Annotated in this window: 11 protein-coding genes; 7 read left to right on the forward strand and 4 right to left on the reverse strand. The window is 47.4% G+C overall.

Going from position 1 to position 13,477, the window contains the following annotated elements; all coding sequences use genetic code 11:
* The first annotated feature begins 201 nt into the window (after positions 1–201).
* The 7 genes from ACFQ2J_RS09320 to ACFQ2J_RS09350 all read left to right on the forward strand — a co-directional run bounded on the left by ACFQ2J_RS09320 (position 202) and on the right by ACFQ2J_RS09350 (position 8,759).
* Positions 202–1,803, forward strand: a complete 1,602-nt coding sequence (locus ACFQ2J_RS09320) for a Na+/H+ antiporter NhaC family protein (protein WP_386059144.1) — start codon at positions 202–204, stop codon at positions 1,801–1,803.
* Positions 1,804–1,935: 132 nt separating this feature from the next.
* Positions 1,936–3,126, forward strand: coding sequence for an LL-diaminopimelate aminotransferase (locus tag ACFQ2J_RS09325; protein WP_386059146.1), 1,191 nt, complete (start codon positions 1,936–1,938; stop codon positions 3,124–3,126).
* Positions 3,111–4,796 (forward strand): thiamine pyrophosphate-dependent enzyme, encoded by a 1,686-nt coding sequence (locus ACFQ2J_RS09330; RefSeq protein ID WP_386059148.1) that lies wholly within the window; start codon positions 3,111–3,113, stop codon positions 4,794–4,796. The genes ACFQ2J_RS09325 and ACFQ2J_RS09330 overlap by 16 nt, the downstream gene beginning before the upstream one ends.
* Before the next feature lie 48 nt (positions 4,797–4,844).
* Positions 4,845–6,347, forward strand: coding sequence for an aldehyde dehydrogenase family protein (locus tag ACFQ2J_RS09335; protein ID WP_386059151.1), 1,503 nt, complete (start codon positions 4,845–4,847; stop codon positions 6,345–6,347).
* 50 nt (positions 6,348–6,397) lie between these two features.
* On the forward strand, positions 6,398–7,570 hold the full coding sequence (locus tag ACFQ2J_RS09340) for a saccharopine dehydrogenase family protein (RefSeq protein ID WP_386059153.1): 1,173 nt from the start codon (positions 6,398–6,400) through the stop codon (positions 7,568–7,570).
* A gap of 76 nt (positions 7,571–7,646) precedes the next feature.
* Entirely contained in the window at positions 7,647–8,429 is a 783-nt protein-coding gene (locus ACFQ2J_RS09345; protein ID WP_386059156.1) for an IclR family transcriptional regulator, read from the forward strand.
* A gap of 18 nt (positions 8,430–8,447) precedes the next feature.
* A complete protein-coding gene (locus ACFQ2J_RS09350; RefSeq protein ID WP_386059159.1) occupies positions 8,448–8,759 on the forward strand; it encodes a DUF3870 domain-containing protein in 312 nt (103 codons plus the stop codon).
* A gap of 48 nt (positions 8,760–8,807) precedes the next feature.
* Here the strand turns inward: ACFQ2J_RS09350 and ACFQ2J_RS09355 are convergent, their stop codons facing one another.
* From ACFQ2J_RS09355 to ACFQ2J_RS09370, 4 genes are all read right to left on the reverse strand, one after another.
* Positions 8,808–10,262 (reverse strand): NAD-dependent succinate-semialdehyde dehydrogenase, encoded by a 1,455-nt coding sequence (locus ACFQ2J_RS09355; RefSeq protein WP_386059161.1) that lies wholly within the window; start codon positions 10,260–10,262, stop codon positions 8,808–8,810.
* Between the two features lie 15 nt (positions 10,263–10,277).
* Entirely contained in the window at positions 10,278–11,492 is a 1,215-nt protein-coding gene (locus tag ACFQ2J_RS09360; protein WP_386059163.1) for an acyl-CoA dehydrogenase family protein, read from the reverse strand.
* A 14-nt stretch (positions 11,493–11,506) separates the two neighbouring features.
* Positions 11,507–12,673: a CaiB/BaiF CoA transferase family protein gene (locus tag ACFQ2J_RS09365; RefSeq protein ID WP_386059166.1), complete on the reverse strand. Its 1,167-nt coding sequence runs from the start codon at positions 12,671–12,673 to the stop codon at positions 11,507–11,509.
* A 187-nt stretch (positions 12,674–12,860) separates the two neighbouring features.
* On the reverse strand, positions 12,861–13,397 hold the full coding sequence (locus ACFQ2J_RS09370; protein WP_386059169.1) for a phosphatase PAP2 family protein: 537 nt from the start codon (positions 13,395–13,397) through the stop codon (positions 12,861–12,863).
* Positions 13,398–13,477 lie beyond the last annotated feature (80 nt).

Genomic DNA, 13,477 nt, shown 5'->3' on the forward strand with positions numbered 1-13,477 from the left:
ACAGGAGGTGCACATAATCTCCTGTTTTTCTGTCGCTTTGAAAAAAGATTGAATCATGAAAAGGATTTTCATAGGATCATATCAAATAAGTAACAATAGTTAGAATTTTCAATCATCGGAGGTGGTTCCCCAGAAGGTAGAACGGTCAGGAAGGAATACGGCTATAAGCATATCTTTTTTAAGAATAGGGAGGTAACAAAGTTGGAAAATACGATTTTTTCGTTGATCCCACCGATATTGGCGATCGTCATGGTGCTGATTACCAGGAAAGTGTTACTGTCACTTGCTGTTGGTATTTTGTCTGCTGCTCTCTTACTAGCTAATTTCAACATACTTGAAACGTTGTCCTTAACATGGGGATCCTTTAAAGACATTTTTGTAGAAGATGGCGGATTATTCGGTGTCGTCGATACGTGGTACACCTATATTCTGCTGTTCATTGTAATGCTCGGAATCCTGACCGCATTCATGAGTATGATGGGCGGTACCAGAGCATTTGGTGAATGGATGATCAAACGTGTGAAATCTAGGATTGGGGTTCAGGTTGCAACTGCTATTCTTGGTGTCGCCGTCTTTATCGATGACTATTTCAATACGTTGGCAGTGGGCCAGATTGCACGACCGAGTGCAGACAGTCATAAAGTTTCGAGAGCGAAGCTTGCTTATTTGATTGATTCCACTTCTGCCCCCGTATGCGTAGTTTCACCTGTGTCCAGCTGGGGTGCGTATATCATTGCTACTATCGGTGGTATTCTCACTGCACAGGGAGTATCGGAATTCAGCGCACTCAGTGCATTCGTTCAAATGATCCCGATGAATTATTATGTATGGGCTGCACTTGGTACGGTGTTTGTCATTGCGCTCAGAGGAGTGGACTTCGGTCCGATGAAAAAGCATGAGATGCGAGCGATTGAGACCGGACAGGTGATGAGTGACAACCAAAAAGAAAGTAAAGGAACGAAGGATAAACTACCTACAAGTGAACACGGAAAAGTCAGGGATCTGATCGTACCGATTGCTGTGCTGTTCATTGGTACCATCATCAGTATGATCTGGACGGGACGTGCCGCTACCATTGAAGCTGGAGATCCTGTCACTGCGATCAATATTTTCGGTAATGCAGATGTCACTGCTTCCCTACTTTATGGTGGCATTGCTGCTGTGCTGACCGCTATGATTCTATTTATTGTCCAAGGTTCGAAAACCGGCAACTTGTCTGGTAAAAACTTCGGTTTAGGAATTTTTGAGGGAATTAAGGCGATGATTCCTGCTATTTCCATTCTTGTCGTCGCATGGATGATCGTAGCATTGATCGGTGAACTGCAGACCGGTGAATATCTGGCCGGTATTGTCCAGGAAGCCAACATCAGTGCGGCTTTACTTCCTGCCATTTTGTTCGTAATTGCTGGATTCATTGCATTCGCAACAGGAACTTCTTGGGGATCGTTCGGTATCCTGTTACCGATTGCAGGACAAATTGCAGCGGCTACGGATATCAATATGATTCTGCCAATGATGGCTGCCGTGCTGGCAGGTTCCGTATTTGGTGATCACTGCTCTCCGATCTCCGATACGACCATTCTGTCATCGACTGGTGCAGACTGTGATCATATGGATCACGTCACCACACAAATCCCTTATGCACTGACTTCCGCAAGTATCGCCTTCATCGGATACCTTGTTTCAGGTCTGACCGGAAGCACTTGGCTTGGGCTTGCTGTTGTAGCAGTATCCTTGGTTGCTTTCTTCTTCGTCTTAAAAAACCAGCCGACGGTAAAACAGGAAGAAGAGTTGGTTGGGTGACTACGAGGAAAAATTTGTAATAATTATTTTCAGACTATTGAAAAAACAAAATTAATGGCTTATACTTTCGGTAATAATGTGAAACGCCATTTCATATATTGAAATGTTAATTGCCGAAAAGGGGGAAATCGCTTGGCTGACGTTTCAGATCGTGTGAAAAGTATGCCTCCGTATTTGTTCTCAGTGATTCAGAAGAAGAAGAAGGAACTGGAAGCCTCAGGTATGGATATTATTGATCTCGGCATCGGGGCACCGGACCTGCCGACACCAGCATTTATCATCGATCGCCTTGTAGAAGAAACGAAAAAGCCGAACAACCACCGCTATTCAACGTACCATGGCTGCACGGAATTCCGTGAGGCGGTAGCAGCCTATTATAAGCGCTGTTACAATGTCGAAGTCGATCCGGAGACAGAGGTGCTGACATTGATCGGTTCCAAAGAAGGCATCGCCCACATGATCATGGCGATGATGAATCCAGGTGAGACTGCGCTCATACCTGACCCAGGCTACCCTGTCTACCGTTCCGCCGTCCACCTTATCGGCGGTGACAGTGTGTACCTGCCTCTCGACACATCCGGGAGCTATGAACCGAAGTTTTCTGAGATATCGCGTGAAACCTATGAAACTACGAAGCTGATGCTGCTGAACTACCCTAGTAATCCGACAGCAGCAACGACAGATTTCAACACTTTTTTGAAAGCGGTTACATTGGCCAGGCAACATGATTTTTCACTGATTCATGACGCCGCCTACAGTGACCTGACATTCAAGGGGTATAAAGCGCCGAGCATCTTACAAGTTGAAGGCGCGAAAGATGTCGCCGTCGAATTCGGCTCGCTGTCCAAAACCTTCAATATGACTGGATGGCGGATTGGTTATGCCGTAGGGAATAAAGCAATGATCAAGGCACTGTCCATCGTGAAAAGCAACATGGATACGTGTCAGTTCCTGCCGATTCAAAAGGCTGCGGCAGAAGCACTGAACAGTGATTTTTCTACCGTCAGAGAAAGTATCGCAATCTATGAGGAGCGGATGGAGATCGTGCTGGCAGCCCTTAAAGAGATTGGTATCACGGTAGAACCGCCTAAAGGGACATTCTTCATTTGGGCTCCAGTTCCTGAAGGCTACACTTCCAGTGGATTTGCAGAAAAAATGCTGGTAGATGCAGGCGTGATCATTACGCCTGGTCCAGCTTTCGGTCCATCGGGAGAAGGATATTTCCGATTATCCCTTTCTGTGGATACGGATCGATTGAAACAAGCGATGGAACGCATGAAAACTTTTTATACCAAGGGGGTACAGGAATGGATCAAAAAATGATCGTATCAGATAAAACCACCTTGATGACCGGTGCAAGAGGAATCGTAGAATGCCTGAAGCTTGAGGGTGTCTCAAAGGTCTTCTGTGTCCCGGGTGAAAGTTATTTACCTGTGATGGATGCCATCCATGACGAAGAAACGATCACCCTGATGTCTGCCCGCCATGAAAGCGGAGCTGCTTTCATGGCGGAAGGCTATGCCAAAGCCACCGGAAAGCCCGGTATTGTGATGGCGACACGTGGCGTAGGTGCAGCGAACCTATCAATTGGTGTACATACGGCATACCAGGATTCAACCCCGATGGTCGTCTTCCTTGGGCAAGTGCACAGTAAATTCCGGGGGCGGGAAGGATTTCAGGAGGTGGACCTGGACCGTTTTTTCGATCCGATTGCCAAATGGTCCGTCGAAATTTCGCACGCAGATCGTGTACCTGAACTCGTCCAGCGTGCGCTTCGTATCGCCCAATCCGGTCGCCCCGGTCCGGTCATCATCTCACTGCCTGAAGATATGTTGAAACAAGTAGCTTCCATGCAATTCGGACTGCCGATGCGGAAATACTGTCCTGTCCCTTCCAGTCGGGATATGGAGGAGATCAAGAAGGTACTGCAGCAAGCAGACCGACCGGTCGTCATAGCAGGCGGTGGCATCAAAAGTTCCAAAGCAGAAGATGCGCTTCAACACTTTGCAGAAAAGTATTCGATTCCCGTGGCGGCTTCGTTCCGCCGGCATGATGTGCTACCTAATGATCATGCAGCATATGCCGGGCATTTAGGGTTGGGAACAGACCCGCTCATTCTCAATACTGTCAAAGAAGCGGATGTTGTCCTCGCTATCGGATCAAGGTTATCTGAAGTGACAACCCAGGACTATTCGTTGATTTCTCCAACCCAAAAACTGATTCACATCGATATCGCTGCGGAGACGATCGGCAATGTCTTCAACCCTGCCGTTGGTGTGGTAGCTGATGCGCGGGAGGCGTTGGAAGCGTTGAACCGAATGGAGTTTACGAAGGACTGGGGAAGCTGGATGCTTGAACGGAGAAAGGTGTACGAAGGTGCCTCTGCTTTGGAAGTGGAAGCGGCTGCCGCACCTCTCTCGAATAAGCAGGTGATGGCTTCACTACAGCGCCTCCTCCCTTCAGATGCCATTTTGACGAATGACGCAGGGAACTTTGCAAGCTGGATGCACACTTTTTACCAATTCACCGGTGATCAAGCCTATATCGGACCTACTTCAGGAGCGATGGGATACGGCATGCCGGCAGCCTTAGGGGCGAAAATCGCCTTCCCGGATCGTCCTGTCATTTCCTTATCAGGAGATGGCGGATTCATGATGACCGTCCAGGAAATTGAAACAGCGGTCCGCTATCGCATCCCGATCATCAGCATCGTATTCAATAACCAAATGTACGGAACGATCCGTATGCACCAGGAAATGCATTTTCCTGAGAAAGTGATCGGTACTGAACTTGGTCAGGTCCGCTTCGATCAGATGGCGAAAAGCATGGGTGCTGATGGGTACCTTGTCCAGACAATCGATGAATTCGATGACGTGCTTGCCCAGGCGTTGAAGCACGCCAAGCCTACGGTGATCGAAGTTCCTATGGACCCCGATCAGATATCAGTCAAACGTACGATCCAGGATTTTCGTAACAATGCGGTAAACACTTAATTGTGTTTCAAATAAATCTTTCTATCATTCACAAGGAGGTATGTCTCAATGGTCAACACAATGGTTAAAGAAAAGCTGGTGAATTTCATCAATGGTGAATGGGTGACACCTGAAACAAGTCGCTACACTGCTGTTATGAACCCAGCTACAGGCGAAACCATCACAGAAGTCCCTTTATCCACCAAAGCCGACGTAGAACGAGCGGTAGAAGGAGCAAAAGCTGCACAGAAAACATGGGCATTAGTTCCAGCACCTCAGCGAGCTGAGGTACTGTATCGTGTTGGTATGATCATGAAGGAACGCAAGGAATCCCTGTCCCAGATGCTTACGATGGAAAATGGTAAGGTCATCGAGGAAGCACGAGGAGAAGTACAGGAAGGGATCGATATGGCGTTTTACATGGCTGGAGAAGGAAGAAGGTTGTTCGGTCAGACGACGCCATCAGAATTGAAAAACAAATTCGCGATGAGTGTCCGTGCGCCTGTAGGTGTAGTCGGCATCATCACTCCTTGGAACTTCCCTATCGCAATTGCGACATGGAAGTCGTTCCCTGCTATCGTTGCAGGTAATGCGGTCGTTTGGAAACCTGCGACAGAAACACCGATGATGGCTTATGAACTTGCGCAGATTTTTGAAGAAGCAGGGTTGCCGAAAGGGGTCATTAATGTCGTATTCGGTGCCGGTTCTGAGGTCGGTGAAGCAATGATCGATCACGACACGATCCGGGTCATCTCCTTTACTGGATCCAATGATACGGGGCGTAATATCGCCGGCAAATGCGGACAGAAGCTGAAGAAGGTCTCCTTGGAGATGGGTGGGAAGAACGCCGTCATCGTGATGGATGATGCCGATCTTAAACTTGCTGTCGATGGGATTCTATGGAGCGCATTCGGAACAAGCGGGCAACGTTGTACGGCGTGCAGTCGTGTGATTGTCCATGAAAGCGTCAAAGGACAACTCGAAGAACGGCTGCTTGCTGCTATGGAAACATTGACGATCGGGGATGGTCTGGATGAAAGCAACAAAGTCGGTCCGATCATCAATAAAGCAGGATTGGAAAAGATCGATGAATACGTGAAAATCGGTCAGGAAGAAGGCGCCAAACTACTTGCTGGCGGACATATCCTCAATGATGGGAAGTATGCAGAAGGCAACTTCTATGCACCTACCCTTTTTACAGATGTGCGCTCTGACATGAGAATCGCACAAGAGGAAATCTTCGGACCAGTCGTCTCCCTCGTTCCAGTCAAGAGCCTGGAAGAGGCAATCGAAGTGAACAATAGTGTGACATACGGACTTTCCAGTTCCATTTTCACACAGGATGTCAATCAAGTATTTGCTGCCCAGCGTGATCTGGACACAGGCATCGTCTATGTGAATGCAGGAACAATCGGTGCTGAGATCCACCTTCCATTCGGTGGTACAAAAGGTACAGGAAATGGGCACCGTGATTCCGGTACTGCGGCACTGGACGTCTTCACGGAGTGGAAGAGCATTTATGTTGATTTCAGTGGAAAACTGCAACGCGCGCAGATCGACACGGAAGAGTGATTGTCGGAAATTCGATGAAAATTTCATTAGCTTAGTAAGGAGGTCATTCAATGAAAGTAGCGGTATTAGGTTCAGGGTTGATGGGAAAAGAAGCGGCACGTGATTTGGTTTTAAGTCCAGGGGTCGATCAGGTTACGCTGGCAGATATCGATTTACGGAAAGCGGAACTGGTCTGCAATCAGTTGAACAGTTCAAAAATCAGTCCTGCCCAGGTAGATGCAAGTAATGAAGAGCATTTGGGAGAGTTCATACGCAACTACGATGTCATCATCAATGCCCTGTTTTATTCTTTCAATGAAGTCGTCGCTAGAAAAGCGATTGAAGTTGGTGTGCATTCCGTCGATTTAGGCGGGCATATCGGTCATATGACTGACCGTGTGCTCCAGATGGATGAAGATGCCAACGTAGCTGGAGTGACCTTGATTCCTGATTTAGGAGTAGCTCCAGGAATGATCAATATCCTTTCAGGCTATGGAGCAAGTAAACTGGATGAAACGAAATCCATCAAGTTATATGTAGGTGGGATTCCTGTAAAACCGGAGCCTCCACTCGAGTATAACCATGTCTTTTCCATGGAAGGCGTCATGGATCACTATACCGATCCATCCTTGATCGTCCGTAACGGCATCAAACAGGAAGTGCCTTCCCTTACTGAAGTGGAACGGATCCATTTTGAGAAATTCGGACCGCTTGAAGCATTCCATACGGCAGGCGGGACGTCCACCCTGTCGTATTCATTCCCGCATCTGGATACGCTTGAGTATAAGACGATCCGATACCCTGGGCATGCTGAGAAGTTCAAGCTTCTGGTCGATCTTAATTTGACCCGCAACGATTACTACGTCGACATGGGCGGATTGCAAGTGAATCCTCGCGAAGTACTCTTGAAGGTGCTTGATCCGATTGTCGATTTGAAAGATAAGGACGACGCTGTCCTGTTAAGGGTCATCGTAGAAGGGGAAAAAGACGGAGAAGAAGTGAAATATGAATACGAAATGTCTACGTTCAAGGATCGTGATCATAATGTCACTGCGATGGCGAGGGCAACGGCCAATACCATTTCAGTTGTCGCACAAATGCTCGGAGATGGTACAATCAAAGAAAGAGGTGTCTATCCACCGGAGCAGATCGTTCCTGGTGATGTCTACATCGAACAGATGGCGAAGCGCGGCGTTAAGATTCATGAGTCGAAACATACGAAAGGGATCAAGATGAAAGTCTGATCCACCATCTGGGCAAAGGGGGCTTCCTCTTTGCCCAGATGTTTCTACATAAACTGATAAAGGGGTCAATGATTCCATGAACCAGAGTGTCCTGAAAGCTTTGAAACTATTGGATTTATTTTCAGAAGAGAAAACCGAAATCACATTGAAAGAAGCGTCGGAGATGACGAAGATGCCGAAACCGACCGTCTACCGACTTCTTTCCACTTTAGAACAGGCGCAGTTCCTCATGAAAACGAAAGAATCCGAACACGATAGCCGCTACAGCTTAGGGTTGAAGCTGATGGAGCTCGGCCATCTTGTTTCCGATCAGCTGGAATTACGCAAGATTGCCCTGCCTTATATGGAGGCATTGGCACAGGAAATCAATGAAGTCGTCCACCTCGTCATCGTCCACCAGCAAAAAGCTACGTATATTGAGAAAGTGGAAAGCACCCGTGCCCTTCGTTTGTTCACTAGAGTAGGAAAGAGTTCTCCCCTCTATATCGGATCCGGACCAAAGCTTCTGCTTGCGTATATGGATGAAGATGAGCAACAGCAGATTCTTGAAGAAGCAGACCTGCTTAAGCTGTCCGACCATGATCCGATTGATGAAAGTGAATTGATGGAGGAACTACTTGAAATCAAGGAGAAAGGATACGCATTCAGCCTTGGGGAACAGGATCTCGAAACGACGGGAATCTCCTATCCTATTTACGATTTCAGAGGCAATGTAATCGCAGCACTGGCAATCAGTGGACTTTCAAGCCATTTTGAAGGGGAAAATCTATTACTGATCAAACACCATGCAGAAGATACAGCAGCAAGCATCTCTGCACAGCTAGGCTATAAAACATGTGTATCAAACACTCGGGAGTAAAGGAAGGATGATGGAACGATGCAAACCTATTTTATTGCCGGTCACGCCAAGCTGCCGAGTGGAATGGCGGCGCAAAGCGTTTTTGAAACATTGACGATCACAGCCGAAGTCGATCGGACTTACGGGGTAATCATTTCAGCCAGTTGTACACTTGCCACCGACCACGGCAGAAATTATATCGCCCATCTTTTGAAAGGGTACAGCCTACGCGATGGGGTGGACGAGCCTGTGGAAGTGATTCGCCAACACTATCTTGGAAAGGCCGGCAATGCTTTAGCTTCGGCTCTGAAAGACCTTCATAAGCAATACCAGATTCATAGAAGTAAGTGAAAAGGATCGGTGACTGATCTCCTCAGCCCCGATCCTTTTTCATTTCATCTACTCTTCAATGCCCATTGAAACATATTTCCATTCGACATATTCATGGATACCTTGATGACCACCTTCCTTTCCAACCCCTGATTGCTTCACCCCACCGAACGGTGCTTCCGCAGTGGCTGGGATGACATCATTCACCCCGATGATCCCGTACTCCAATTTTTCACTGACACGAATCGAACGATCCAGGTTTTTCGTGAAAAAATAGGCGGCAAGACCGTACTCGCTATCATTCGCTTTCTGGATTACATCACTTTCTTCATCAAACACTTGGACGGGCAGCAGTGGACCAAAGGTTTCTTCATACATCACATGCATGTCATCAGTAACATCGGTAAGGATGGTAGCAGGGTAGAAGTTGCCATCCAAAGCGCCTTCCCATTCCTTTCCTCCACAAGCAACTTTGGCTCCTTTAGAAGTGGCATCCTTCAGTTGATCGATCACTTTTTTCTTTGCAGCTTCATCGATCAGTGGTCCTAAGTCCGTTCCGTCTTCCATCCCGTTGCCAAGTTTCAGCATAGACGCTTTCGCAGTCAACTTCTCCATGAATGCTTCTACTACAGGACGCTGTACGTATAATCGGTTGGCACAGATACACGTCTGTCCGCTGTTCCGGAATTTACTCGCAAGTGTCATTTCTGCCGCCTGTTCGAGATTTGCATCCTCGAAAACGATAATTGGTGCATGGCCACCTAGTTCAAGCGACAGCTTTTTCACATGCTGGGCACTTTCCCGCATCAGGTATTTCCCGACCTCTGTAGATCCTGTAAAAGTAATCAATCTGACGGAATTACTTTGTAGCAGTGTTTCTCCGATCGCCTTCGTATTTCCTGTGACAAGGTTCACGACCCCTTTAGGCACTCCTGCTCTCTCTAATACTTTAATAATTTCAATCGCTGTAAGTGGCGTGGCGGAGGCGGGTTTCAAGACAACGGTACAGCCTGCCGCCAATGCCGGGCCAAGTTTCCTCGTGATCATCGAGGCGGGAAAATTCCATGGCGTGATGGCACCAATGACTCCAACTGCCTGAGGAATCACATACAGACGCTTGTTTTTCTTCGAAGAAGGGATCCATTCCCCGTAAAGTCGGCTTGCTTCTTCGGCATACCATAACAAAAAGCTGGAAGCGGAGTGGACCTCTCCTATTGCTTCTTTATAAGGTTTGCCCTGTTCCATCGTCAAAATCCGTGCAATTCGGTCCGCTTCCTCCTCAAGTAACTGATAGGCTTTATAGAGGATCGTGGCACGTTCCCTTCCTGTCATACCGGACCAGGAAGGAAAAGCCTGTTCTGCCGCTTGGACGGCAGCTTCTGTATCGCCTGCATCCCCGTAGGAAACCTCTGTCAGGACATCCATCGTAGCAGGATTATTCACACTTACCGTTTTACCTGTTTCAGCTTCTCTCCATTCACCATTGATAAACAAGCTAGGTATGCGCTTTTCAAAAGATATCAAAGCTGGAATCCCTCCTTAATGGTAAGCTTCTTCTTCCTGCCCTTGATACGGCCATGCCGGCAACATGCGGTTCAGCTTCTTATCCTCACGATAGCCCAGTACATACTCCGCCTGCATGATCGTGTGGATTTCACGAGTCCCTTCATAAATGACAGGAGCTTTAGAGTTACGGAGGTGGCGCTCAACAGGATATTCATTGGAGAATCCATAGGCACCATGGATTTGAACGGCATCATCCGCCGCCTGATTCGCAAAATCACACGCCTGCCATTTCGCCAATGACGTTTCTCTCGTATTCCGCTTCCCTTGGTTCTTCAACTCTCCAGCACGATAGACAAGCAGACGACTCATTTGCAGACCCGCTTCCATTTTGGCGATCATTTGCTGGACGAGCTGATGCTTTCCAATCGATTTACCGAAAGTTTCTCGCTCATGGCAGTATTTCACACTTTCCTCAAGACAAGCCATAATCAGCCCGCATGCTCCTGCTGCAACGGTGAAACGGCCATTATCCAATGCTGCCATGGCAATTTTGAACCCTTCCCCTTCTTCGCCAAGGAGGTTTTCTTTCGGTACACGGACATCTTCAAAGAACAACTCCCCTGTATTTCCGGAGCGGATACCATGTTTCCCTTTAATTGCTTTCGAAGAGAATCCAGGCATTTTACGATCGACGATAAAACAGGAGATGCCATGGTGCCGCTTGTTTTTATCCGTGTAAGCAAATACGAGAAAATGATCAGCAGTGTCACAGAGGGAAATCCACGTTTTCTGCCCATTCAATATATAGTCATCCCCATCTTTAACAGCTGTCGTCTGAAGTGCAGCAACGTCCGAACCTGCACCTGGTTCAGTCAGTCCAAACGCACCGATTTTCATTCCTTTCGCCTGTGGAACGAGAAACTTCTGCTTCTGCTCTTCGGTCCCCCATTGGAGCAGTGTCATACTGTTCAATCCTACATGGACCGATACCGCCGTCCGAAAAGCCGTGTCTCCCCGCTCCAGTTCCTCACAGACGATTGCGAGGGAATTGTAATCCATTCCACTTCCGCCATATTGCTCTGGAATACAGACACCCATCAACCCTAAGTCCGCGATTTTGGTAACGATTGAAGGATCGAATTTCCCCTCTTCATCCCACTTTTTCATATGTGGAAGGATTTCCTTATCTACAAAATTGCGGACGGTACCTCTTAACAGATTTTGTTCTTCACTGAATTCGAAATTCATTTTACTTCCTCCTTTTATTTATTGTTACGATCGGTCCCTTGATGAAGTGGACCTAGAATTTCCTCATTGTGCTCTCCAGCTTCCGGCGGGTAGTGACGATAATTCACCTTCGTCCTTGATAGCTTGAGCGGACTGCCCACCATCCGTATCGGTCCTGCGGTGGGATGCTCCATTCCTATGAACATATTGCGTTCAGTAAGCTGAGGGTCCTGCTCCACTTGAGCCAGGTTCTGGATTGGACCGCAGGGAATATTGACGTGATCGCAGTGCATTTTCCAATAAGCTGTCGAATACATAAGAAATGATTCTTGAAGAATCTCCGTCAGTTTTTCTCGGTGTGCGACTCTCGATGGATTGGTCTGGAACCGCTCGTCTGCCGCTAAGTCGGGTTTGCCGATCACTTTGCATAAGCGCTCGAATTGTTTATCATTCCCGACAGCAATCACCATCTCGCCATCTGCAGTTCGGAAGGTTTGATAAGGAACGATATTGGCATGATGGTTCCCTAGCCGCTCCGGTATCTTTCCAGACATCAGATAGTTACTGGCAATATTGACGAGCGAACTGACGGCGGTATCATACAGCGAAATATCCAGCTTTTGTCCTGTACCTGACCGCTCTCTTTCGAGTAATGCAGCTTGAATACCGATACACGCATACAGTCCAGTCAAAATATCCGTGATGGCGACACCCAGCTTTTGCGGTTCACCATCCGCTTCACCAGTAATGCTCATCAGGCCGCTCATGGCCTGGATGATGAAATCATATCCCGGCAGCTCCCGATTCGGTCCGGTTTCCCCGAAACCTGTAATCGAGCAGAAGACGATTCGGTTATTCAACGAATGGAGATGCTCATACCCGATCCCCAGTCGCTCCATCGTACCTGTTTTGAAGTTATGGATGACCACATCGCTTTCCTTCACTAAACGCTCGATCATCGCTTTACCTTCTTCGGATTTCAAATCGATGGTCACACTACGCTTATTACGATTGGCACAAAGATAGTAAGCACTGACACCTTTTTGAAAAGGAGGGCCCCATCCGCGCGTTTCATCGCTTCCTCCTGGTGCTTCGACCTTAATGACATCAGCACCGAGGTCCCCAAGAATCATCGTGCAGTAGGGACCTGCTAAGACCCGAGATAAGTCCAGCACTTTGATACCTTCCAATGCACCACCCACCTCATCACTCCTTTCTTACTACTAAAAAAAGCCAGTCCGATCCCATTGATTGTGCTCAATGAGTTCGAACTGGCTTTCTACCTGCTGAATTCCATTCTGGCAGGAATGGATAGCAGGGGAACAGTCCTTGATTGTATGTGTTCGGTGAACATGGTCAGATCAAGCGGCAAAGCTTTTTCCCCATGTTTCAGGATACATTCATTTTATTATATTCAGAATTGTTTGTAAACGTTTTCCTGAATTGGCTGAACCTTTTTTGCAACCATAAACAGAAGAAGAACCACACAGCCGCAAAGCCGAATCCTCCGATGATATCTGATGTATGATGGCGATCGAGCATGACCTGGCCGATACCGACAAGAATCGTAACGAGCGTGAACAGACTGAATAAGGCGGTCTTCACTTTGATGCTTTTCATCGTTCGCTGAACAAGATACGTAAGGAATGCAAACATCAGGAACACTTTCACCGCGTGCCCGCTCGGAAAGGCGTAGGATATGATACCATCTCCAAGTCCCCAGAAGTCGATATAGATGGTTTCTCCCGGACGCTCCCTTTTGAAAAGGAACTTTAGAACAAAAGTGAAGATGATGCCCCCTGCCATCAAAAACAAGTAAAAGAATACTTCACTATATCTGCGCCTGATCAGTAATACGGTTACGATGATCAAAGAAAGCAGTGCCAGCATTTTGGTGTCTCCGATATATGTAATTGCCTCAAACATGCTAACCCTCCTCTCTATTTGCGAATCTCCAATAATTATATCGGATGCATCCACAAATTGTGCATCTATTTCATATTTAT

The sequence above is a fragment of the Thalassobacillus hwangdonensis genome (genome assembly GCF_042675915.1).
Classification (GTDB): Bacteria; Bacillota; Bacilli; order Bacillales; family Halobacillaceae; genus Thalassobacillus_A; species Thalassobacillus_A hwangdonensis.

Bases quoted from the DNA above. Each gene is read 5' to 3' on its own strand.
- ACFQ2J_RS09330 (WP_386059148.1), top strand. From the start codon at position 3,111: ATGGATCAAAAAATGATCGTATCAGATAAAACCACCTTGATGACCGGT.
- ACFQ2J_RS09345 (WP_386059156.1), top strand. From the start codon at position 7,647: ATGAACCAGAGTGTCCTGAAAGCTTTGAAACTATTGGATTTATTTTCA.
- ACFQ2J_RS09340 (WP_386059153.1), top strand. From the start codon at position 6,398: ATGAAAGTAGCGGTATTAGGTTCAGGGTTGATGGGAAAAGAAGCGGCA.
- ACFQ2J_RS09335 (WP_386059151.1), top strand. From the start codon at position 4,845: ATGGTCAACACAATGGTTAAAGAAAAGCTGGTGAATTTCATCAATGGT.
- ACFQ2J_RS09350 (WP_386059159.1), top strand. From the start codon at position 8,448: ATGCAAACCTATTTTATTGCCGGTCACGCCAAGCTGCCGAGTGGAATG.
- ACFQ2J_RS09370 (WP_386059169.1), bottom strand. From the start codon at position 13,397: ATGTTTGAGGCAATTACATATATCGGAGACACCAAAATGCTGGCACTG.
- ACFQ2J_RS09360 (WP_386059163.1), bottom strand. From the start codon at position 11,492: ATGAATTTCGAATTCAGTGAAGAACAAAATCTGTTAAGAGGTACCGTC.